Origin of the sequence: Pseudomonas sp. P1.8 (assembly GCF_001269805.1) — a bacterium.
In the GTDB taxonomy this organism is placed as follows: Bacteria; Pseudomonadota; Gammaproteobacteria; order Pseudomonadales; family Pseudomonadaceae; genus Aquipseudomonas.
This window is the reverse complement of sequence record NZ_LHVM01000019.1, coordinates 108438-129834: the sequence shown is the minus strand read 5'-3', so window position 1 is coordinate 129834 and position 21397 is coordinate 108438. Positions and strand designations below refer to the sequence as shown.

At 58.7% G+C, this 21397-nt stretch carries 20 protein-coding genes; 17 read left to right on the top strand and 3 right to left on the bottom strand.

All coding sequences use genetic code 11. The features are described 5' to 3' along the window. Positions 1–43 precede the first annotated feature (43 nt). Complete coding sequence (locus AD668_RS21175) at positions 44–1249, bottom strand: MFS transporter (protein WP_053161866.1); 1206 nt, start codon at positions 1247–1249, stop codon at positions 44–46. A gap of 192 nt (positions 1250–1441) precedes the next feature. On the opposite strand from AD668_RS21175, the gene AD668_RS21170 reads away from it, so the two are divergent. From AD668_RS21170 to AD668_RS21145, 6 genes are all read left to right on the top strand, one after another. Continuing rightward, positions 1442–1924 carry a GNAT family N-acetyltransferase gene (locus AD668_RS21170; protein ID WP_053161864.1) on the top strand — a complete coding sequence of 161 codons (483 nt, stop codon included), beginning with the start codon at positions 1442–1444 and terminating at the stop codon, positions 1922–1924. A 190-nt stretch (positions 1925–2114) separates the two neighbouring features. Further along, positions 2115–3107, top strand: a complete 993-nt coding sequence (locus AD668_RS21165; protein ID WP_053161862.1) for a 2-dehydro-3-deoxygalactonokinase — start codon at positions 2115–2117, stop codon at positions 3105–3107. A gap of 18 nt (positions 3108–3125) precedes the next feature. Next, entirely contained in the window at positions 3126–3746 is a 621-nt protein-coding gene (locus tag AD668_RS21160) for a 2-dehydro-3-deoxy-6-phosphogalactonate aldolase (protein WP_053161860.1), read from the top strand. A gap of 48 nt (positions 3747–3794) precedes the next feature. Then, positions 3795–4943 carry a galactonate dehydratase gene (dgoD, locus tag AD668_RS21155; RefSeq protein WP_053161858.1) on the top strand — a complete coding sequence of 383 codons (1149 nt, stop codon included), beginning with the start codon at positions 3795–3797 and terminating at the stop codon, positions 4941–4943. 169 nt (positions 4944–5112) lie between these two features. After that, entirely contained in the window at positions 5113–6423 is a 1311-nt protein-coding gene (locus AD668_RS21150; protein WP_053161857.1) for an MFS transporter, read from the top strand. 60 nt (positions 6424–6483) lie between these two features. Next, a complete protein-coding gene (locus AD668_RS21145) occupies positions 6484–7287 on the top strand; it encodes an IclR family transcriptional regulator (RefSeq protein ID WP_053161854.1) in 804 nt (267 codons plus the stop codon). Here AD668_RS21145 and AD668_RS21140 read toward each other — a convergent pair. Then, a complete protein-coding gene (locus AD668_RS21140) occupies positions 7284–8336 on the bottom strand; it encodes an NAD(P)-dependent alcohol dehydrogenase (RefSeq protein ID WP_053161852.1) in 1053 nt (350 codons plus the stop codon). The genes AD668_RS21145 and AD668_RS21140 overlap by 4 nt on opposite strands. Positions 8337–8525: 189 nt before the next feature. Between AD668_RS21140 and AD668_RS21135 the strand changes: the two genes are divergently transcribed. Beyond that, positions 8526–9416, top strand: coding sequence for an AraC family transcriptional regulator (locus AD668_RS21135; protein WP_053161850.1), 891 nt, complete (start codon positions 8526–8528; stop codon positions 9414–9416). 172 nt (positions 9417–9588) lie between these two features. Here AD668_RS21135 and AD668_RS21130 read toward each other — a convergent pair whose 3' ends face one another. Continuing rightward, positions 9589–11253: an electron transfer flavoprotein-ubiquinone oxidoreductase gene (locus tag AD668_RS21130; RefSeq protein ID WP_053161848.1), complete on the bottom strand. Its 1665-nt coding sequence runs from the start codon at positions 11251–11253 to the stop codon at positions 9589–9591. A gap of 547 nt (positions 11254–11800) precedes the next feature. Here AD668_RS21130 and AD668_RS21125 point away from each other — a divergent pair. The 10 genes from AD668_RS21125 to AD668_RS21080 all read left to right on the top strand — a co-directional run bounded on the left by AD668_RS21125 (position 11801) and on the right by AD668_RS21080 (position 21355). Beyond that, positions 11801–12550 carry an electron transfer flavoprotein subunit beta/FixA family protein gene (locus AD668_RS21125; protein ID WP_053161846.1) on the top strand — a complete coding sequence of 250 codons (750 nt, stop codon included), beginning with the start codon at positions 11801–11803 and terminating at the stop codon, positions 12548–12550. 2 nt (positions 12551–12552) lie between these two features. Further along, complete coding sequence (locus AD668_RS21120; protein ID WP_053161844.1) at positions 12553–13482, top strand: electron transfer flavoprotein subunit alpha/FixB family protein; 930 nt, start codon at positions 12553–12555, stop codon at positions 13480–13482. Between the two features lie 128 nt (positions 13483–13610). Continuing rightward, on the top strand, positions 13611–14438 hold the full coding sequence (locus tag AD668_RS21115; RefSeq protein ID WP_053161842.1) for an ABC transporter substrate-binding protein: 828 nt from the start codon (positions 13611–13613) through the stop codon (positions 14436–14438). A gap of 9 nt (positions 14439–14447) precedes the next feature. Beyond that, positions 14448–14804: a DUF4398 domain-containing protein gene (locus tag AD668_RS21110; RefSeq protein WP_053161840.1), complete on the top strand. Its 357-nt coding sequence runs from the start codon at positions 14448–14450 to the stop codon at positions 14802–14804. Beyond that, positions 14801–15613, top strand: a complete 813-nt coding sequence (locus AD668_RS21105) for an OmpA family protein (RefSeq protein WP_053161837.1) — start codon at positions 14801–14803, stop codon at positions 15611–15613. The genes AD668_RS21110 and AD668_RS21105 overlap by 4 nt, the downstream gene beginning before the upstream one ends. Positions 15614–15814: 201 nt before the next feature. Next, complete coding sequence (locus AD668_RS21100; RefSeq protein ID WP_053161835.1) at positions 15815–17254, top strand: PLP-dependent aminotransferase family protein; 1440 nt, start codon at positions 15815–15817, stop codon at positions 17252–17254. Between the two features lie 87 nt (positions 17255–17341). After that, positions 17342–17818 (top strand): hypothetical protein, encoded by a 477-nt coding sequence (locus AD668_RS21095; protein ID WP_053161834.1) that lies wholly within the window; start codon positions 17342–17344, stop codon positions 17816–17818. Positions 17819–17983: 165 nt separating this feature from the next. After that, positions 17984–18238, top strand: a complete 255-nt coding sequence (locus AD668_RS21090; protein WP_053161832.1) for a YkgJ family cysteine cluster protein — start codon at positions 17984–17986, stop codon at positions 18236–18238. A gap of 41 nt (positions 18239–18279) precedes the next feature. Next, a complete protein-coding gene (locus AD668_RS21085; protein WP_053161829.1) occupies positions 18280–18885 on the top strand; it encodes an START domain-containing protein in 606 nt (201 codons plus the stop codon). A gap of 376 nt (positions 18886–19261) precedes the next feature. Beyond that, positions 19262–21355 carry an LTA synthase family protein gene (locus AD668_RS21080; RefSeq protein WP_053161827.1) on the top strand — a complete coding sequence of 698 codons (2094 nt, stop codon included), beginning with the start codon at positions 19262–19264 and terminating at the stop codon, positions 21353–21355. The last annotated feature ends 42 nt before the right edge of the window (positions 21356–21397 follow it).

The window sequence follows — 21397 nt, the reverse complement described above, 5'->3', positions numbered from 1 at the left end:
TCAGCCCTCGATCCGAAGGGGTGCCGTACTCGCGACGAACGGCTCAGGCCTGCTGCAGCGCCTTGACCGTGGTTGCCCGCCGCCACATCAGCCGGCCCACGGTAATCAACCAGTTGAGCGAGGCGACGGCCAGGACCGTGAGCAGCAGGGTTGCCATGCCCTGTTCGACGATGATTTTTCCCGCCAGCAGCGGAAAACCAAACACTCCGATGAAGTACGACAGACTGAACAGCAACAGGGATTGTGACGTAGTGCCTTCAGGCGTTTCATTAGCAGCCAGGCCGTTGATCACTGAGTACGTCAAGCCATAACCGACCCCGAGCATCACGGCGGCGAGCACATAAGTGAAGCCGTCGTCGACGACAAACCCGAACATCAGGATCGAGCTCAGCATCAAACCCGAGAGCAGGCAAGAGGTCAGAAAGGGATCGCGCTTGACCACGAACCCGGCGATCAACAGGCGCCCACTGATCGCTGCGCTCATGAAACCGAGGAAAAACAGCGAATAGTCGAGCGAGCGCGCCGCTGCATAGCTGGTCTGGAAACTCGACAGTCCACCGAAGACGCAACCGCCGAGGCCAACCATGATGATCGGAAACACGGCCCTGGAGGACAGCACCTCACCCGTTGCACGCCAGGAAATCCGCGACACGCTGGTCGATTGCATCGGCGCCTGTTTGAGTTGTCGATCCAGCCGCCAGAACAGCAGTACGCCGATCAGACTGGCCAGCGCCGCCAGATAAAACGCCGCCGTCACCGGATAGCCGAGGGCACTCGCGGCACGACCGAGCAATGGCCCACTGCCGATCCCGGTCATCATGCTGCCCGAGAGTAACGCGAAGTATCTGGCGCGCTGGGCCGGCGTTACCAGACTCGCCACGATGATCGGCCCGAGGGTGTAGAACACACCCCAGCCCAATCCCAGCAGCAAGCCAAAAAACAACAGCAGATGTCCAAACCCCGGCGACAATGCGAAGCCGAGGCTGGCGGCCACCAACAGCACGCCGAACAGCGCCACCGAACGCGCTGCGCCAAGCAGATCGGACAAATGCCCGGAGACAATCACCGCCGCAAAAGTGCTAAGCATCGCCGCCGAAATCACACTGCCCGCATCGTGCTCATTGCCGCCGCGCGAACCGATCAACAGCGACAGTAAAAACGTCGAGCCATAGGACAGCGAGAGCAGGTAGCTGGCGAGACAAAACAGGCCGAACAACTTGCTTGAAACCTGGGGTGTTGCGGTAGACATGACGCGGTTCCTTGACCGGATAGATGAGCAGCTTGCCTATCTAACCACGCAAGGTCAGGAGGATAGGTCCGAGGTTTTCGATTCCAGGGTTAGTGCTGGCCGGAGTAAGCGCTATTCCCGCAGACAAGCCCCCTCGCCACGAACCACGCATCGCCTTAGTATGGCGTTTTCAACTTTTGACAAGGCACGTCCATGACGATCGAAATCCGCCCGGTGACCCCCAGTGACGCGCCGCAAATCCTCGCGTTCATCACTGAGCTGGCCGACTACGAACGTGCCCGCCATGAAGTCATCGCCAGCGTCGCCGACATCGAGCGCAGCTTGTTCAGTGAAGGCGCCACCGCCCATGGCCTGATCTGCTTGCGCGGCGGTTTGCCAATTGGTTTCGCGGTGTTCTTCTTCAGCTATTCAACGTGGCTGGGGAGCAATTGCCTGTATCTCGAAGACCTGTACATCACTCCGGAACAGCGCGGCGGTGGTGCGGGCAAAACCTTGCTGCGTCATCTGGCAAAAATCGCCTGCGCCAATGATTGCGGGCGGTTTGAGTGGAGTGTTTTGGAGTGGAATACGCCGGCCATCGAATTCTATAAATCCCTGGGTGCCCAGCCACAGGAGGAGTGGGTTCGGTATCGGATGGATGGGGCGGTGTTGCGGGATTTTGCCTCGGGTAACTGAAACCTCTTAAAAGATCGCAGCCTGCGGCAGCTCCTACAGAGAACGTATTCCAACGTAGGAGCTGGCGCAGGCTGCGATCTTTTTTTGTCTTATCCCATAATATGGGATTGATATTTATATATTGAGATTTACCGCGGCGCAGGTTTATAGTCCGCCCACTCACTGCCAAAAAACCAGAACAGGTGAAGCGATGCGGGCGCAATTGATCGCACTGGATTGGGGAACGACCTCACTCCGTGCTTACAAACTTGCCGAAGGCGGCCAGGTGCTCGAACAGCGTTCGCTGTCGTCGGGAATCATGCAGTTGCCCAAGGCGCCGCGAGTCATCAACGGCCGGGACTGCGCCGATGGTTTTGAACTCGCATTCGATGACGCCTGTGGCGACTGGCTCGACGAACAACCCGACTTGCCGGTGATTGCCTGTGGCATGGTCGGCAGCGCCCAGGGTTGGCGAGAAGCGGCCTACCGCGATACACCGGCGAACGTCGCCAATCTCGGAACGTCCCTGCAAACCGTGCGCAGTCTTCGCGGTGTCGATGTGCATATCGTGCCGGGGGTGATTCAGCGTTCGCGCCTTCCAAACGTGATGCGCGGCGAAGAAACCCAGGTGCTCGGGGTGCTGCAAACGCTGGCGAGCGAGGCGGGTGCTGATCGGCTGATCGGTCTGCCCGGCAGCCATTCGAAATGGGTGGAAGTGGCCGACGGCTGCATCGTGCATTTCGAGACGTTCATGACTGGCGAAGTCTTCGCCGTACTCAGCGAACACAGCATTCTGGGCCGCACTCAGCAACGCGGTGGCTCGTTCGATGGCGATGCGTTTGATCGGGGCGTGCAGATCGCATTGTCGGCGGACGGTGAAATCGGCCCGCTGTCGACCTTGTTCAGTGCCCGCAGCCTGGGCCTGACCGGCGAATTGAGTGCCACGGCCCAAGCGGATTACCTGTCCGGCCTGCTGATCGGTCACGAGCTCTCGGCCCTGGCCAGCGCTCAGCGGCGTCGCCGCAACAGTGTGCATTTGCCGTCGGTCATCCTTATCGGCAACACCCGACTCTGTGCCCGTTACAGCCGCGCGCTCGACGCCTGCGGTTTTGCCCGGGTGACCCTGGCCGAACAGGCCACCGAACGCGGATTGTGGCAACTGGCGCTCGCCGCCGGGCTGATCACGTCCACCGCATCCCGTTAACCTGACTGGAGGTCTGACATGCTCAAACACGCCTTGGCGCAAAACGGTCTGATCGCGATCCTGCGCGGCCTTCGCCCGCAGGAAGCGGCGGCCATCGGCGAAGTCCTGTACGCCGCGGGATTTCGCATCATCGAAGTACCGCTCAATTCCCCGGAGCCGTACGAAAGTATCCGCATCCTGCGCAATACCTTGCCCGCCGATTGCCTGATCGGCGCGGGCACGGTGGTGACGCCGGAGCAGGTTGAACAGGTGAAAGCGGCGGGCGGCCAAGTGATCGTCATGCCCCACAGTGATCCGAAGGTGTTGCGCGCCGCAAAAGCGGCGCGAATGTACCTGTCGCCGGGCGTCGCTACACCGACCGAAGCCTTTGCCGCACTGGCCGAAGGTGCGGATGTATTGAAGCTTTTCCCTGCCGAGCAGATGGGGCCTGCGGTCGTCAAAGCCTGGCTCGCGGTATTGCCGGCCGGAACCATTCTGGCGCCGGTTGGTGGCATTACTCCAGACAACATGCATTCGTTCATCGATGCGGGCGTCAAGGGCTTCGGTCTCGGTTCAGGCCTGTTCAAACCGGACATGACGCCGGCACAAGTGGCGGCCAATGCCAAGGCCTATGTCGCTGCCTGGAAGGCCCTTCGCTAAGACTTTTCTGGCGCTGCGAGCGCTGCATCTAACAAGAGAGACAATCAGATGAAAATCACCAAACTGACCACCTTCATCGTTCCGCCGCGCTGGTGCTTCCTCAAGGTCGAGACCGACGAGGGCGTGACCGGCTGGGGTGAGCCCGTGGTCGAAGGCCGCGCCCACACCGTTGCCGCTGCCGTGGAAGAATTGTCCGACTACCTGATCGGCAAAGATCCGCGCAACATCGAAGACATCTGGACCGTGCTCTATCGCGGCGGCTTCTACCGTGGCGGCGCGATCCACATGAGCGCCCTGGCCGGTATCGACCAGGCCTTGTGGGACATCAAGGGCAAGGCGCTGGGTGTGTCGGTCAGCGACCTGCTGGGCGGTCAGGTGCGGGACAAGATTCGTGTGTATTCGTGGATCGGCGGCGACCGTCCTGCGGATACCGCGCGGGCGGCAAAAGAAGCGGTCGAGCGTGGTTTCACCGCGGTAAAAATGAACGGCACCGAAGAGCTGCAATTCCTCGACACTTTCGACAAGGTCGACCAGGCCTTGGCCAACGTTGCAGCTGTGCGCGATGCGGTTGGCCCGAACATCGGCATCGGCGTCGACTTCCATGGCCGGGTGCACAAGCCCATGGCCAAGGTGCTGATGAAAGAACTCGACCCGTACAAACTGATGTTCATCGAAGAACCGGTGCTCAGCGAAAACTATGAAGCGCTCAAAGAGCTGGCGCCGCTGACCAGCACGCCGATTGCCCTGGGCGAGCGGTTGTTCTCGCGCTGGGATTTCAAGCGCGTGCTCAGCGAAGGCTACGTCGACATCATCCAGCCGGATGCCTCCCACGCCGGCGGCATCACCGAAACCCGCAAGATCGCCAACATGGCCGAAGCCTACGACGTGGCGCTGGCGCTGCATTGCCCGCTAGGCCCGATCGCCCTGGCGGCGTGCCTGCAACTGGATGCGGCCTGCTACAACGCATTCATCCAGGAACAGAGCCTGGGCATCCATTACAACGAGAGCAACGACCTGCTCGACTATGTCAAGGATCCACGGGTATTCGACTACGACAAAGGCTTCGTGAAGATCCCGAACGGACCGGGCCTGGGTATCGAGATCAACGAGGAATACGTGATCGAACGCGCCGCCATCGGCCACCGCTGGCGCAACCCGATCTGGCGCCATGCCGATGGCAGTTTTGCCGAGTGGTGAAATCTCTCTGATTCACCACGATCCCTTGTAGGAGCTGGCTTGCCAGCGATGGCGTCCTGTCAGTCACATTGATGCCGCATGTGATACCGCTATCGCCAGCAAGCCGGCTCCTACGGGATTAGCGCCAGTCTTGGAACGACCTCAATAACCATAAAAAGAGGCACCCTTCATGCAACCGCAAACCCTCACCGGGCAGGCGTCGTTGGTGACGCCCAGCCGCAAGCGTTTTTTCATCATGGTGCTGCTGTTCATCACCGTGGTGATCAACTACCTGGACCGCAGTAATCTGTCGATTGCCGCGCCAGCACTGACCACCGATCTGGGTATCGACCCGATCCACGTCGGCCTGATCTTCTCCGCGTTCGGCTGGACCTACGCCGCCATGCAAATCCCTGGTGGCTGGCTAGTGGACCGGGTGCCTCCGCGGATTCTGTACAGCGTCGCCTTGCTGCTGTGGTCGGTGGCCACGGTGATGCTCGGTTTCGCCGCCAGCTTCATCGCCCTGTTCGTGTTGCGCATGGCGGTCGGTGCCCTGGAAGCGCCGGCCTATCCAATCAACAGCCGCGTGGTCACCACCTGGTTTCCTGAGCGCGAACGCGCCACGGCCATCGGTTTCTACACTTCCGGACAATTTGTCGGTCTGGCTTTCCTGACGCCGGTTCTGGCGTGGCTTCAGCACGAGTTCGGCTGGCATATGGTCTTCGTCGCCACGGGCGCGGTGGGGATCATTTGGGCGGCAATCTGGTACGCGGTGTATCGCGAACCACGGGATTTCAGCGGTGCCAATGAGGCTGAAATCGACCTGATCCGCGAGGGCGGCGGGCTGGTGGATATCCAGTCCGAACAAGCCAGGGTCAAAGCCAAATTCAGCTGGAGCGACCTGGGCGTTGTTCTGACCAAGCGCAAGCTCTGGGGCATTTACCTCGGTCAGTTCTGCCTTAACTCGACGCTGTGGTTTTTCTTGACGTGGTTCCCGACGTACCTGGTGAAATACCGTGGCATGGATTTCATCAAGTCCGGTCTGTTGGCGTCACTGCCGTTTCTCGCTGCGTTTGTCGGTGTGTTGTGTTCCGGTTTCTTCTCGGACTTTTTGATCCGTCGCGGTTACTCGGTGGGCTTCGCCCGCAAGCTGCCGATCATCAGCGGGCTGCTGATTTCCACGTCGATCATCGGCGCCAATTTTGTCGACTCGACGCCATTGGTGATTGCCTTCCTCGCGCTGGCATTTTTTGGCAACGGTCTGGCTTCGATCACCTGGTCCTTGGTGTCGACCCTGGCTCCAGCGCGTTTGCTGGGGCTCACCGGCGGGGTGTTCAACTTCATCGGCAACTTGTCGGCCATCGCCACGCCTATCGTGATCGGGTTCCTTGCCAGCGGCGATTCTTTCGCCCCGGCGATCACCTATATCTCGGTTCTGGCGTTGATTGGTGCGCTTTCCTACATTTTGCTGGTGGGCAAGGTCGAGCGTATCAAGTTGTAGTCGTGGCACGCGGGCGACCATAATGCCGCCCGTTCACTCGCTCAACGGTAAAGGCTGGATATGCAGGAAGACGCCCCAAAAGTTGCCAAGGACACCGCGCCGACCGGCACCCAGACACTGCTTCGCGGTTTGGGCGTGGTCCAGGCCGTAGCCAGTGGCGCCCGCGATCTCAAGGAAATTGCCCGGCTGATCGGCACCACGCGCAGCACCACCCATCGCCTGGCCAGTTGCCTGGTGGACGAGCGTTATCTGCGGGTAGTGCCGCAAGTCGGTTATCTGCTAGGGCCGAAGCTGATCGAGCTGGGTTTTCAGGCTCGTGAAGAGTTGCCGTTGGTGACTCTGGCCGGGCCGTATCTGGATGAGTTGTCAGCATTGACCGGCGACACTATTCACCTGGCGATTCGTGAAGGCGACGAAGTGCTGTACCTGCACAAGAATCCGGGGCGCAATGGTCCGGAAATGCGTTCGCGGGTCGGCCATCGCATGCCGTTGGCGCGCACCGGCATCGGCAAGGCGCTGATGCTCGATGACTCGCCGCAAGAGTGGCAGCGCCTGTACGAAGTCAGCCTGCCGGCGGGTGGGAAAAGCCAGTTCTGGCCGCAACACCCCGAACAATCCTGGGAGCAGTTTCAGCAGCGCATGATCGAGTACGTGGCGGGCGGCTACGCTTTCGATCTGGAAGACAATGAACCGTCGATCCGCTGCGTGGCGGCGCCGATCCGTGATGCCAGCAAACGCATCGTCGCCGGTATCAGCATCGCCAGCACCGTGCCATACATGCCTCTGGAAAAAATGGCCGAGCTGATTCCCCTGATCAAAGGGGTCACGGCCCGGCTGTCGTCGGAACTGGGACTCAAGGTTTAGACCTTGAGGGTCGCCATATCGATGACAAAACGGTACTTCACGTCACCGGCAATCATACGGGCGTAAGCCTCATTGATCTGACGGATGTCGAGCATCTCGATGTCGCAGGTGATGTTGTGCTCGGCGCAGAAATCCAGCACTTCCTGGGTTTCGGCGATGCCGCCTATCAGCGACCCGGCCAGCATCCGACGCCCCAACACCAGTTTGGCCGCATGCACTGGTGGCTCGACCGGTTCGATCAACCCCACCAGAATATGCACGCCGTCGAAACGCAGCGTATCGAGGTAAGGGTTGAGGTCGTGTTGCACCGGAATGGTGTCGAGCAGGAAGTCGAAGTGACCGGCGGCTGCCTGCATCTGCGTGTCATCGGTGGACACGATCACATGGTCCGCGCCCTGACGACGAGCCTCTTCGGCCTTGTTCGCCGAACGAGTGAACAACGTCACTTCAGCGCCCATGGCCTTCGCAAATTTGATACCCATGTGGCCGAGGCCGCCCATTCCGAGAATTCCGACCTTGTCACCGGCCTTTACGCCGTAGTGCTTGAGCGGCGAGTAGGTGGTGATACCTGCACACAGGATCGGCGCGGCGTTGGCCGGGTCCAGTGACTCGGGAATGCGTACCACGAAATGCTCGCTGACCACGATGCTGTTGGAATACCCGCCCATGGTATTGCTGCCATCCACTCGATCCGGGGTGGCATAGGTCATGGTCGGACCTTCGAAGCAGTATTGCTCGAGGTTAGCCTGGCAGGCTTCGCAGCTGCGGCAAGAGTCAACCATGCAGCCGACGCCAACCAGGTCGCCGATTTTATGTCGGGTAACGTTCGTACCGATGGCGGTAACTTTTCCGACGATTTCATGGCCGGGCATCAGCGGGTAAACGGCAATGCCCCACTCGTTGCGGGCCTGATGGATGTCGGAGTGGCAGACGCCGCAAAAAAGAATATCGATCGCCACGTCGTCGGCTCGTGGGCTGCGGCGTTGGAACTTCACGGGGGCGAGGGGCGTGGTGGCCGACTGGGCGGCGTATCCGATGGCGGTGTACATGGTGAACCTCGCAAAAGCAGTGACAGATGAGGTGGCGCATTTTGGGCGTCGAAACCTGTAGCGCAAATGACGATTCCTCCGGGTGTCATGCCTATTCCTCCGGCATGCGGGTGTGATCCGTCGCATTGGTCAGTGGATCTGCGATGATGTTTTCATCCCGTTCCCGTGTCTTTTTTGTGAAGAACTCCGATGCTGTTGACCCGTCACCTTGATGCCAATGCCACCCTGGTTTCACTGATCGAGCCGCTGTCCACTCGCGACGGTTTCGTCCCGACTGCCTTGCCGGGCGTGCAGGTCCTACGGGCCAGTTGTGATGTGGCCCGTGGACCGCAGATTTACGAGCCGAGCCTGGTGATCATTGCCCAGGGTAGCAAGCTGGCGTATCTGGGGCAGCGCACCCTTGAATATGGCGCCGGGCACTATCTGATCCAGGCGTTGCCGGTGCCGTTCGAGTGCGAAACCTTTGCGGCACCCGCTGGCCCGATGCTGGGCGTTTCCGTGGCGATTGACCGGGTCATGCTCGGCGAGTTGGTGATGGCGATGGGCTTGGCGCCGGGGCGGAATATCCCGGCGCAAACGCCTGAGTCCATGACCTCGGCGGTGCTCGATGATGCGATGCGAGGTTGTGTCGAGCGGCTGTTGCGGTGTCTGCACGATCCTCTGGAATGCCAAATCATGGGGCAAGCGCGTCTGCGCGAATTGTTGTTTGTTGCACTGCGCGGTCCACAAGCCGATGTACTGCGCGCACTGGTGGAACAGCAGGGTCAGTTCGCCCGGATCGCGGCATCGCTCAGTCATCTGCATGCACATTACACCGAGCCATTGAACGTCGAGACCCTGGCCAGTTGCGCGAACATGAGTGCCTCGACCTTCCATGAGCATTTCAAGCGCAGCACCTTGTTGTCACCGGTGCAGTACTTGAAGCGACTGCGTTTGCTGAGGGCGCAGCAGTTGTTGGTGGGGGAGGGAATGGGTGTGGCGCAGGTGGCGCATCGGGTGGGGTATCAGAGCACGTCGCAGTTCAGTCGCGAGTACAAGCGCTATTTTGAGCGCAGTCCTGGTGATGAACGCGCAGCCTGACCCTCCGCAATTTCCTTGCAGGAGCCGGCTTGCTGGCGATGGCGGTGTATCAGTCGAGACAGATGTCCCTGTCACACCGCTATCGCCAGCAAGTCGGCTCCTACAGGGGGATCATTATCGCAGGCAACAAAAAGGCCCCCATTGCGGGAGCCTCGATGTTCAGCGGTTCGGCTTACATGTTCGGGTAAGTCGGGCCGCCAGCGCCTTCCGGCGTCACCCAGGTGATGTTCTGTGCTGGGTCCTTGATGTCGCAGGTCTTGCAGTGAACACAGTTCTGGGCGTTGATCTGGAAGCGCTTCTCGCCGTCTTCCTTGGTGATCACTTCGTACACGCCGGCCGGGCAGTAACGCTGAGCAGGCTCATCGTACAGTGGCAGGTTCTTGCTGATCGGGATGCTCGGATCGGTCAGCTTGAGGTGGCACGGCTGCTCTTCTTCGTGGTTGGTGCCGGAGATGAACACCGAGCTCAATTTGTCGAAGCTGATCTTGCCGTCCGGTTTCGGGTAGTCGATCTTCTTGCAGTCGGCCGCCAGTTTCAGGCAAGCGTAATCCGGCTTGGTGTCGTGCAGGGTGAACGGCAGTTTGCCGCCGAAGATGTTCTGGTCCAGCCAGTTGAAACCACCGCCGACGATCGCGCCGAACTTGTGGATCGCCGGACCGAAATTGCGGCTGGCGAACAGTTCTTCGTGGAGCCAGCTGTTCTTGAACGCGTCGACGTAAGTGGTCAGCTCTTCGCTGCCATCTTTCTCGGCGAACAGCGCGTCTGCCACCGATTCAGCGGCGAGCATGCCGGACTTCATCGCGGTGTGGCTGCCTTTGATCTTGGCGAAGTTCAGGGTGCCGAGGTCGCAACCGATCAGCGCGCCACCCTTGAAGACCATTTTCGGCAGCGAGTTCAGGCCGCCCTTGCAGATGGCGCGGGCGCCGTAGCTGATGCGCTTGCCGCCTTCCAGATACTGCTTGAGCACCGGGTGATGCTTGAGGCGCTGGAACTCGTCGAACGGCGACAGGTAAGTGTTGCTGTAGGACAGGTCGACGATCAGACCCACCACGACCTGGTTGTTTTCCAGGTGATAGAGGAACGAGCCACCAGTGTTCTCGGTGCCCATGATGTCCATCGGCCAACCGGCGGTGTGGACCACCAGGCCTGGCTGGTGCTTGGCCGGGTCGACTTCCCAGATTTCTTTCAAGCCGATGCCGTAGTGCTGGGCGTCAGCGTCAGTGTCCAGGTTGAAACGCTTGATCAGCTGCTTGCCGATGTGGCCACGGCAGCCTTCGGCGAACAGCGTGTACTTGCCGCGCAGTTCCATGCCAGGGGTGTACAGGCCGTCCTTGGGGTGACCTTCGCGGTCGACGCCCAGATCACCGGTAATGATCCCGCGCACCACGCCGTTTTCGTCGATCAGCGCTTCCTGAGCGGCGAAGCCCGGGTAGATTTCCACGCCCAGGTTCTCGGCCTGCTGGGCCAGCCAGCGGCACAGGTTGCCCAGGGAGATGATGTAGTTGCCTTCGTTGTGCATGGTCTTGGGCACAAAGAAGTCAGGGACTTTCTGCGAGCTTTCAGCGTTCTTCAGAACGAAGATGTCGTCGCGGGTGACTGGCGTGTTCAGCGGCGCGCCGAGTTCTTTCCAGTTCGGGAACAGTTCATTCAGGGCGCGTGGTTCGAACACGGCACCGGACAGAATGTGAGCACCGACTTCGGAGCCTTTTTCGACCACGCAGACGCTGATTTCCTTACCGGCATCAGCAGCCTTCTGCTTCAAGCGGCAGGCGGCGGAAAGACCAGCGGGGCCGGCACCGACGATGACCACGTCGAATTCCATGTATTCGCGTTCCACAGGTTATCTCCTACTCAAGGCTCAACAGTTTTTTTTCTAATTGGAGGTTTGGTGTCGCATCCATGAATCCCGGCGTAATGCCGATAGCGGACAAACGATTGACCACCTTTCTCTCTGGGTGGCGCATTATATCTACACCACTCCCAGCGTCCAATACAAACGTTTGTTTGAATTGGCTCAAACCCAGAGAAATCAAAGTCACGCGCCTTATGAACGGCTATTTTGGCGTATTGACCGGAATAGGCGTTCCGGTCAAGATACGGTCGGTTTTGCGCTCGCCGTAGGCTGACTGGTGGCTTCAAGAGCACCTCTAAAGACAGGGCGATGGCAGTAGAGAGTGATATGCAGCGCAGCTTTGGCGCGCAGTTTACACGCCGCGATAGCGAATGACTCGTCGGTCACCACTGACGAACGGTCATCCAGATCATGAGCGATGGTCACTTGACACCTTTGCCGGCGTTTTTGGAGGTGCCCTTGCGCCCGATGAGCATCAACCGCCAGGTTCGCCTAGGCGACTTTCTTTTCACCGGAGAGTAACGAGGAATCCATGAAGGTTCTTGTAGCTGTCAAACGCGTTGTGGATTACAACGTGAAAGTTCGCGTCAAGGCGGACAATTCCGGCGTCGATCTTGCCAACGTCAAGATGTCGATGAACCCGTTCTGCGAGATCGCCGTTGAAGAAGCTGTACGCCTGAAAGAAAAAGGCGTTGCGACTGAAATCGTCGTTGTCTCCGTCGGCCCGACCACCGCTCAAGAGCAACTGCGCACCGCGCTGGCTCTGGGTGCCGACCGCGCCATCCTCGTCGAGTCCGCCGAAGATCTGACTTCCCTGGCCGTTGCCAAACTGTTGAAGGCTGTTGTCGACAAGGAACAGCCTCAGCTGGTGATCCTTGGCAAACAAGCCATCGACAGCGACAACAACCAGACTGGCCAGATGCTCGCTGCCTTGAGCGGCTACGGTCAGGGCACGTTCGCTTCGAAAGTGGAAATCAGCGGCGACAGCGTAGCTGTTACCCGTGAAATCGACGGCGGCGCACAGACAGTTTCCCTGAAACTGCCGGCCATCGTTACCACCGACCTGCGTCTGAACGAGCCGCGTTATGCGTCTCTTCCAAACATCATGAAAGCCAAGAAGAAGCCTCTCGAAGTGCTGACTCCGGACGCTTTGGGCGTTTCCACCGCCTCCACCAACACAACCTTGAAAGTCGAAGCGCCTGCTGCACGCAGCGCGGGTATCAAGGTCAAGTCGGTGGCTGAACTGGTCGAGAAACTGAAAAACGAAGCGAAGGTAATCTAATCATGACTATCTTGGTAATCGCTGAGCACGACAACAAGGTTGTGGCTCCTGCCACCCTGAACACCGTTGCTGCTGCCGCCAAAATCGGTGGTGACATCCACGTTCTGGTTGCTGGCCAGGGTATTGGTGCCGTGGCTGAAGCTGCTGCGAAAATCGCTGGTGTGAGCAAAGTATTGGTAGCTGACAACGCTGCCTACGCTCACCAACTGCCGGAAAACGTCGCTCCTCTGGTAGCAGAGTTGGGCAAGGGCTACAGCCACATCCTGGCTGCCGCTACTTCCAACGGCAAAAACATCCTGCCGCGCGTTGCCGCTGCGCTGGACGTTGACCAGATCTCCGAGATCATCTCGGTAGAAAGCGCTGACACCTTCAAGCGCCCAATCTACGCTGGTAACGCCATCGCTACCGTTCAATCGAACGCTGCAGTGAAAGTGATCACCGTGCGTGCTACCGGTTTCGACCCGGTGGCTGCTGAAGGTGGTTCCGCTTCGGTAGAAGCCGTTGCCGCTGCCCACGACGCTGGCATCTCCAGCTTCGTTGGCGAAGAACTGGCCAAGTCCGATCGTCCGGAACTGACCGCTGCCAAGATCGTCGTTTCCGGCGGTCGCGGCATGCAGAACGGCGACAACTTCAAACACCTGTACGCCCTGGCCGACAAGCTGGGCGCTGCCGTCGGTGCTTCGCGCGCCGCGGTCGACGCAGGTTTTGTACCGAACGACATGCAGGTCGGTCAGACCGGCAAGATCGTTGCACCGCAGCTGTACATCGCCGTCGGTATCTCCGGCGCGATCCAGCACCTGGCCGGCATGAAAGACTCCAAAGTGATCGTTGCGATCAACAAGGACGAAGAAGCGCCGATCTTCCAGGTGGCCGATTACGGCCTGGTGGCGGACCTGTTCGAAGCTATCCCTGAGCTGGAGAAGCTGGTCTAATCCGGCTGCTTCACTTATAAAGAGCCCGACCTTTTGGTCGGGCTTTTTTTTGCTCTTTTTTGTAGGAGCTGTCGAGTGCAAAGAGGCTCCTACGGTGACATAACCGGGAATGAGTGGAGTGTATTGCCATGGATCTGCGTTTTGTCTGGAGTTTGCTGGGATTGGCGCTATTACCGGCATTTTCGATTGCCGCAGGAAAGTGCGAACGCCTTGTAGTCACCGGTAGCCCGGATGCACCGCCGTATCTGTGGCAAGACCCACAAAACCCCAAGCACCTTATCGGAGCCAGCGCTGATTTATTGCAGCAGGTGGCGGGGGAGTTGGGGATCAAGGTCGAGCTGCTTTATGCCGGCAAACGCTCCCAGGCTCTGGACGAAGTGCGCAGTGGGCGGATGGACATGCTGGCGGACGCGCCGTTGACAGTCAGCGAACTGGAAAACCTGGACTACATTCATCCGCCACTGCTGGAAAATGATTACCTGGTCTGGACCCGCAAGGATTCCACGCTGGTCTACAACGAAGCACAGGACCTGCACGGCCACTCCGGCGCAGTGTCGGAAAAATCTCGATTGACTTCGGCATTCGGCACATTTGCCGAGCAGCAATTGACCCTCAGTCGTGCGCCAAATCTGACCCAGGCTTTGCAAAAATTGCTCTTGGGCGAGGTGGAATTTGTCCTCGCCGGGCGCTACTCGGGCATGGCGATGGCGCAGACACTTGGCATGGGCAACGACCTGATCGCGCGTGCGCAACCGGTGGACAGACCGGGCCTGTTCCTGGCGGTTTCCCATAACTCCGCCTGCAACGATCCGTGGTTGCGCGGACAGCTGGCTAAAAAGATGACAGAATTGCCCGCGTCCGGACTGACGGAGGCTGTGCTGCAACGCAATATCGAGCGCTGGACCGCGCAACAGAAGCAAGCGCCGCTACACCCCGCCAGTATCCAAAAACAGTAGGGATTTTTCGTGAGTATTCGACCTCTTTTCGCTGCCCTGGCCTTTTTGGCTCTGGCGGGTTGTGCAGCCGATCCGGCGCCGAATGAACAAATGCGCCTGACTGAACAGGCACTGGAGCAAGCCAAGGCAGTTGGCGCCAACGCCGACGATGTGCCGGAAATGAAACTGGCCGAAGACAAATTCAACCGCGCCAAGGGCAGTATGGCTGACGATTCCTTCAAGAATGCACGCATGCGCGCCGAGCAGGCCGAACTGGATGCGCGTCTGGCCGAAGCCAAAGTACTGACACTCAAGAGCGAGGAACAACTGGACGTGCTCAATACCCGCATTACCCGTCTGCGCAAGCAATTGGGAGATGCCCAATGAGCCTCAAGAACAAAGCGCTCTGTGGTTTGATCCTGGCGGGTTGCGCGAGTCTTTACGGGTGCGCGGGTCAGCGCAGCGAGACGGCAATCCAGCAAGCCAGTACCGACTTCCAGAAGGTCAAGGAAGACTCCAATGTGCTGCGTATCGCCCCCAAGGATGTAATTCGCGCCGGTGAGTCCCTGGCCCGCGCCGATCGCTTGTCCAGTTACTGGGGAAGCGGAACGGATGTCGTGCACTACGCGTATTTGAGCCAGCGCTACAGCGAGATTGCCAGAGAACACACCAATCAGGTGCTCAACGAAGAGCGTGCAGCGAAACTCGAACTGGAACGCCAGCGTCTGCAATTGGCCTTGCGCGAATCCAAACTGTTTAGCGTGCAGCAGCAGGGTAAATGGCTCGAGGAGCAGATACTCGCGTTGACCACGGCTCAGACCGATCGCGGACTGGTGATGACCCTGGGTGACATGCTGTTCGACACGGGCGAGGCAGAACTGAAAACCTCGGCCAATCGCGTGGTGTTGAAAATCGTGCAATTCCTGCAACTCAATCCCAAGCGCGTGATTCGCATCGAAGGCTATACCGACAGTACCGGCGGCAAGCAGGAGAATCTCAAACTGTCTCGCGACCGTGCGCAATCGGTCGCCGACTTGCTGATGGATCTGGGAATCGACGACAAACGCATTAAAGTCGAGGGCTATGGCGATGAGTACCCGGTAGATGTGAACGCCTCCGAACGAGGAAGGGCGCAGAACCGTCGGGTAGAAATTGTATTCTCCGACGAAATAGGCCAGCTCGGCGCCGCCCGCTGAGGGTTGCGTCTCTGGAAAACCCGGCCTGTCATGCAGTGCCGGGTTTTTTTACGCCTGCCAATTCGCTCACACAACAGTACAGTTTTTGCTGACAATGCACTGTACGGTCGACTATTGTGACAACTGTCCCAGTACACTTCTAAACTGTTCCGGTATTGTTTCACACAAGAATAAAATGCCCGTGAAATCGAGTGCTGCGTCATGACCAATCTTTTGCTCTACCAACGTATTGCCCAGCAACTGGCCGAAGACATCCGCCGTGGGGTCTATCAACCGGGAGAGCGCGTGCCGTCGGTACGCAAGATGAGCTCGCAGCTCAATGTCAGCCATGCAACAGTGTTGCAGGCGTACGCCAATCTTGAAGATCAGGGGCTGATCCGTGCACGGCCGCAGTCCGGGTACTACGTGCACCAGACGCCGGCCCTGACGGCACCTACACCGGACATCGCCCGGGTCGAACGACCGGGGCTTGTCACTCGCAGTAGTATTATTCAGCAAGTCTTGGTCGAATCCCGTCGTGAAGGTGTTTTTCCGCTGGGTGCGGCGGTGCCGAGTGTCGACTATTTGCCGGTGCGGGCACTGCATCAGCAGTTGGCCAAGGTCACCCGATTCCACAGCCCTCGTGCGTTCAGCTACATGTTCAGCCCCGGGTTCGAACCCTTGCGTCGACAAGTGGCAATCCGCATGCGAGATGCCGGCGTGGTGGTCGACCCGTCGGAAGTGGTGATCACCCACGGTTGCGTGGATGCCCTGCAGATGTCCTTGCGTGTCTTGACTCGTCCGGGTGACCTGATCGCCGCTGAGTCGCCAACCTATTATGGTTTGCTGCAACTGGCGGATCTGCTGGGCTTGAAAGTTATCGAAATCCCTAGCGATCCATCCACTGGCATGAGTCTCGAAGCCCTGCAGCTGGCGGCCAACCAGTGGTCGATCAAGGCGCTGGTGCTGACCACGCGTCTGAGCAATCCATTGGGAGGCACCATGCCCGAGGAGCGGCAGAAACAACTGCTGCGCCTGGCATCGGACTTCGATATCCAGATTGTCGAGGACGATATCTACGGCGAACTGATGTTCGAGCAAGGCCGCACCAAGTCACTCAAGGCCTATGATCGCCTGGATCGGGTGATTTATTGCTCGAGTTTCTCCAAAACCCTTTCGCCGGGCGTACGGATCGGCTGGATGATCGCCGGCAAATATCAGCAGGAAATCCAGCGGTTGCAGACGTTCAGCACGCATTCTGCGTGCAGTGTCACGCAAATGGGTATTGCGGCGTATCTGGAAAATGGCGGGTACGATCGACATCTGCGCTTCATCCGCCAGGAATACCGGAAAAACCTCAGCGCCTTCCAACTGGCCGTGCAGCAGTATTTTCCGGAAGGTACCCAAATGACACGGCCGACCGGCGGATTCATTCTTTGGGTCAGTTTGCCGGGAAGGGTCAATACCCAGGAACTGCACGTCCGGGCATTGCAGCAGGGCATCAGTATTGCGCCGGGGCTGATTTTCAGTAATACCGAGCAGTTCAATCATTGTATCCGTCTGAACTGTGGCATCCCGTGGAACCGTGAAGCGGAGCGCGCATTGATGACGCTGGGCATGCTGGCTACCCAACTCTGCCAGGAGACGGCTGGCGGTCTGTGACATGTAACGCGCGGTTACCGACTGCGCTTGTCTTGTCCGTTGCAACAGGGGAGCATAGGCTTCTCTGCCGTTTGCACCGTTGGGTCCATGAAACCGATTTTTCCTGCCGCCTGGCTGTTGATCTGCTTGTCAGCGAGCATTCAGCCAGCATCCGCCGTTGCTGCTTCCTTGCAGGACGTACCGTCCAGCGGCAATTTGCAGGTTAAAGAGAATACCGATACGCCCGACAAAACAGCCGAACCCGTCAAAAAGCGCGCTGAGGTTGTGAAAAAGCGCCCACCGATTGCCTCCAAATCGAAGCCGGCCAGTGAAGTTGTGAAAACTCAGCTTCCACCTGCTCAACTGGATTTGAGGCTGCCCCGGGACATGGTTCAAGAGTTGAAGCCGGTCGGTACCGTACCGCTGCCCAAGCGAGAACCGTTGCTGCCACAAATGTTCGGCGACAAAAATAGCCCGTTTCAACTCAACGGTCGGTTGCTGAGCAACGAAATGCAGTTGCAACTACGCAATGAAGAACGCCATGAAGTCGAAGGCGCAGCACTGGAATTCGAGTTCAAGCAGTAACACGTCCCAATCCGTGAGCCGCAGATCAGACGCTTTGTCGGAGACTGTCCGGTCACGTCCGTTTCAGCTGAAAAACTCGCCTGCGGGTAATTTTAAACAAGTGTTTTAGCAGGTACTCTGTGGCACGTCCTTTAACACATTGCTCGTCGCGAGGAGCTTGCCGTCATGAAATGCCGTGAGGGCTGTGGTGCCTGTTGCATTGCCCCTTCCATCAGTTCACCGATTCCCGGAATGCCCAATGGCAAAGCCGCGGGTGAACGCTGCCTGCAATTGTCCGACGAAAACCTGTGCAAGATTTTCGGGCAACCGGAACGACCAGCGGTGTGCTCGGCGTTTGAAGCCGACCCCGAGGTGTGTGGCAACAGCAGCGACGAAGCCATCAGGCTGATCGGCTGGTGGGAGCAAATGACGGCCGCTTGATGTGTTGAACCAACGGAAACTCAACAATAAGGAATAAGACTATGGGTTCGCTGCATCGTATTGCTGTTTTGTGTGGTTTGACGGCCGTGCTGGCCACGTCGGTTGCACAGGCCGAGGACTGGAAAGTCGCCAAGAGCGAAGACGGCATCAAGGTGTCCCTGAGCGAAGTGGCTGGCTCCGATTACAAGGCTTACCAGGGGGTGGCGCTGATGAAGACCACCGTGGCCAAACTGCGTGCGTTGCAGGAAGACGTACCGGGCGCTTGCGCCTGGATTCACGAATGCAAAATCCAGAAATTGCTCAAACACGAAGGCGATCAGACCTGGACCTACACTCAGTTCAATACGCCGTGGCCAGTCACTGCCCGTGATTCGGTGCTGCATGTCACGACCATCGAAGGCGCCGATGGCAGCCTGACCCGCAAGCTTGAAGGCGTGCCGAAGTACATTCCCGAAGAAAAAGGTTTCGTCCGTGTGGACAAGGTCGAGGGTTTCTGGAAGTTCGTGCCCAAGGGCGATCAGGTCGAAGTGACCTATCAGGTGCACACCGAACCTGGTGGCAGCGTACCGTCGATGGTGGCCAACAAGTTCGTGGTGGATGCTCCTTTCAATACCTTGAAAGCCTTGAAGGAACGTGCCGAGAAGTAACGGTACGTTGAGCAGGCTTGTAAACGCCCCGACCGGTTCGGGGCGTTTCTGTTTTTCAGAGTTGGACAGCGCTTTATTTTGTATCCGAATATTCGTTGCACGAATTTTTCACAAACCCTCCAAGACAATCCGCCCCGCGTTCTTGCGGATGCTGAACACATCCCTGCAGGAGCTTCCGCAGACTGCGATCCTTTGACCTTGCGGTTGGCTCAGCGCCTATGCAGCGTTTGAGTGAGCGTAGTTATCAATGGCAATGCTGCCGTTGATCGTGCAACATTTGCGCACCGCGCAAACCCCGGGGCCAGGTACTGGCCATAAGAGGGTAAGGCGCCGCTGTTTTTTTGAAACTTCAACTTCCAATGGGTCCTAAAACGACATGGCAATCCCGGACGCCCTGAATCAGCAGCGAGCTTCTAGTCGCCTGCTGCAACCGACCGTCAAATCGCATCTGGCCTACACGCTGTTGTGTGCCCTGGTCATGATGGTCATGTTCAGCCTGCTGCGCGTCGCGCTGCTGGTCTACAACCGCGAGATGATCCTCGACACCCCGGCCTCGACCTTTTTCGAAGCATTCACCAATGGCCTGCGTTTCGACCTGCGCCTGGTGGTCTACCTCAGCATTCCGTTGTTGCTGGCGCTGTTCAGCGTCCGGGCCATGGCGGCGCGCGGGTTCTTTCGCTTCTGGCTGACCCTTGTCTCCAGCATCGCGTTGTTCCTGGGCCTGATGGAGATGGATTTCTACCGTGAATTCCACCAGCGCCTGAACGGGCTGGTCTTCCAGTACGTCAAGGAAGATCCGAAAACCGTGGCCAGCATGCTTTGGTACGGTTTCCCGGTGGTCCGCTACCTCCTGGCATGGGCCGTGGGCACCGTGATCCTGAGCATGGCGTTCAAGGGCGCCGACCGTGCGACCCGACCTCGTGGTCCTTTCAGTGGTGGCAGTATCGGCACGCGCCAGATAGCACCGTGGTACGCGCGCGTTGGTGTGTTTGTGGTTTGCTTGCTGATCTGCGTGGTCGCGGCCCGTGGCACTTTACGTCAAGGTCCGCCAATGCGCTGGGGTGACGTCTACACCACGGACTCCAACTTCGCCAATCAACTGGGTCTCAATGGTACGCTTTCGCTGGTTGCCGCCGCCAAGAGCCGCATGTCCGAAGATCGCGACAATATCTGGAAAGCCACGCTGCCACAGCCGCAAGCTCAACAAGTCGTGCGTGACATGCTGGTGATGGCGGATGACAAGCTGGTGGATGGCGAGACCGCAGCGGTCCGTCGCGATTACACGCCGCCGGCGGACAAGACCCTGCCGATCAAGAACGTCGTCGTGATCCTGATGGAAAGCATGGCGGGGCACTCGGTGGGTGCGCTTGGCGCACCGGGCAACATCACGCCGTACCTCGACAAACTGTCGAAGGAAGGGTTGATGTTCGACCGTTTCTTCTCCAACGGTACCCATACCCACCAGGGCATGTTCGCCACCATGGCCTGCTTCCCGAACCTGCCGGGCTTCGAATACCTGATGCAGACTCCGGAAGGCAGTCACAAGCTGTCGGGCTTGCCGCAGTTGCTCAGCGTGCGTGACTTCGACGATGTGTATGTCTACAACGGCGATTTCGCGTGGGACAACCAGTCGGGTTTCTTCAGCAACCAGGGCATGACCAATTTCATCGGCCGTAACGATTTCGTTAACCCGGTGTTCTCGGATCCGACCTGGGGTGTGTCCGACCAGGACATGTTCGACCGTGGTCTGGTGGAGCTCAAGGCGCGGGAAAACGGCAAGCCGTTCTATGCCTTGCTGCAAACCCTGTCCAACCACACGCCATACGCGTTGCCGACGCCATTGCCGGTCGAGCGCGTCACTGATCGTGGCAGCCTGAACGAACACCTGACCGCCATGCGCTACTCGGACTGGGCTTTGGGCCAGTTCTTTGAAAAGGCCCGCAAGGAGCCGTACTTCAAGGAAACGTTGTTTGTCATCGTCGGTGACCACGGTTTCGGCAACGAGCGCCAGATCACCGAAATGGACCTGGGGCGCTTCAATGTGCCGATGCTGATGATTGCACCGGGCATCCAGGAAAAATTCGGCCAGCGCGACCACACCGTGGGCACTCAGATCGACATCGTGCCGACCATCATGGGTCGCATCGGTGGTGAAGTGCGCCATCAGTGCTGGGGTCGAGATCTGCTCAACCTGCCGGAAGGCGACCCGGGTTTTGGCGTGATCAAGCCTTCGGGCAGCGAGCAGACCACGGCCATTATTACCGCCGACCAGATTCTGGTGCTGCCGCGGGACAAGGACATGGCGCCGAAGATGTACCAGTACGAACTGGGTGCTAATCCACGTGCCGAGGTTATCTCGGACGCGCCGCGCACCGCGGAGTTGAAAACCAAACTCGAGGCGTTCTTGCAAACGGCGACCAAGAGCCTGCTGGACAACACCGCCGGTGTGGTCGACGGGACGCCGGACTAAGTTGTGACGCAATAAAAAAGAGGCTCTTGCAGAGCCTCTTTT

Bases quoted from the DNA above. Each gene is read 5' to 3' on its own strand.
- AD668_RS21085 (WP_053161829.1), top strand. From the start codon at position 18,280: ATGGGTTCGCTGCATCGTATTGCTGTTTTGTGTGGTTTGACGGCCGTG.
- AD668_RS21115 (WP_053161842.1), top strand. From the start codon at position 13,611: ATGGATCTGCGTTTTGTCTGGAGTTTGCTGGGATTGGCGCTATTACCG.
- AD668_RS21120 (WP_053161844.1), top strand. From the start codon at position 12,553: ATGACTATCTTGGTAATCGCTGAGCACGACAACAAGGTTGTGGCTCCT.
- AD668_RS21140 (WP_053161852.1), bottom strand. From the start codon at position 8,336: ATGTACACCGCCATCGGATACGCCGCCCAGTCGGCCACCACGCCCCTC.
- AD668_RS21175 (WP_053161866.1), bottom strand. From the start codon at position 1,249: ATGTCTACCGCAACACCCCAGGTTTCAAGCAAGTTGTTCGGCCTGTTT.
- AD668_RS21100 (WP_053161835.1), top strand. From the start codon at position 15,815: ATGACCAATCTTTTGCTCTACCAACGTATTGCCCAGCAACTGGCCGAA.
- AD668_RS21145 (WP_053161854.1), top strand. From the start codon at position 6,484: ATGCAGGAAGACGCCCCAAAAGTTGCCAAGGACACCGCGCCGACCGGC.
- AD668_RS21105 (WP_053161837.1), top strand. From the start codon at position 14,801: ATGAGCCTCAAGAACAAAGCGCTCTGTGGTTTGATCCTGGCGGGTTGC.
- AD668_RS21135 (WP_053161850.1), top strand. From the start codon at position 8,526: ATGCTGTTGACCCGTCACCTTGATGCCAATGCCACCCTGGTTTCACTG.
- AD668_RS21090 (WP_053161832.1), top strand. From the start codon at position 17,984: ATGAAATGCCGTGAGGGCTGTGGTGCCTGTTGCATTGCCCCTTCCATC.
- AD668_RS21170 (WP_053161864.1), top strand. From the start codon at position 1,442: ATGACGATCGAAATCCGCCCGGTGACCCCCAGTGACGCGCCGCAAATC.
- AD668_RS21095 (WP_053161834.1), top strand. From the start codon at position 17,342: ATGAAACCGATTTTTCCTGCCGCCTGGCTGTTGATCTGCTTGTCAGCG.
- AD668_RS21080 (WP_053161827.1), top strand. From the start codon at position 19,262: ATGGCAATCCCGGACGCCCTGAATCAGCAGCGAGCTTCTAGTCGCCTG.
- AD668_RS21125 (WP_053161846.1), top strand. From the start codon at position 11,801: ATGAAGGTTCTTGTAGCTGTCAAACGCGTTGTGGATTACAACGTGAAA.
- AD668_RS21160 (WP_053161860.1), top strand. From the start codon at position 3,126: ATGCTCAAACACGCCTTGGCGCAAAACGGTCTGATCGCGATCCTGCGC.
- AD668_RS21150 (WP_053161857.1), top strand. From the start codon at position 5,113: ATGCAACCGCAAACCCTCACCGGGCAGGCGTCGTTGGTGACGCCCAGC.
- AD668_RS21165 (WP_053161862.1), top strand. From the start codon at position 2,115: ATGCGGGCGCAATTGATCGCACTGGATTGGGGAACGACCTCACTCCGT.
- dgoD (WP_053161858.1), top strand. From the start codon at position 3,795: ATGAAAATCACCAAACTGACCACCTTCATCGTTCCGCCGCGCTGGTGC.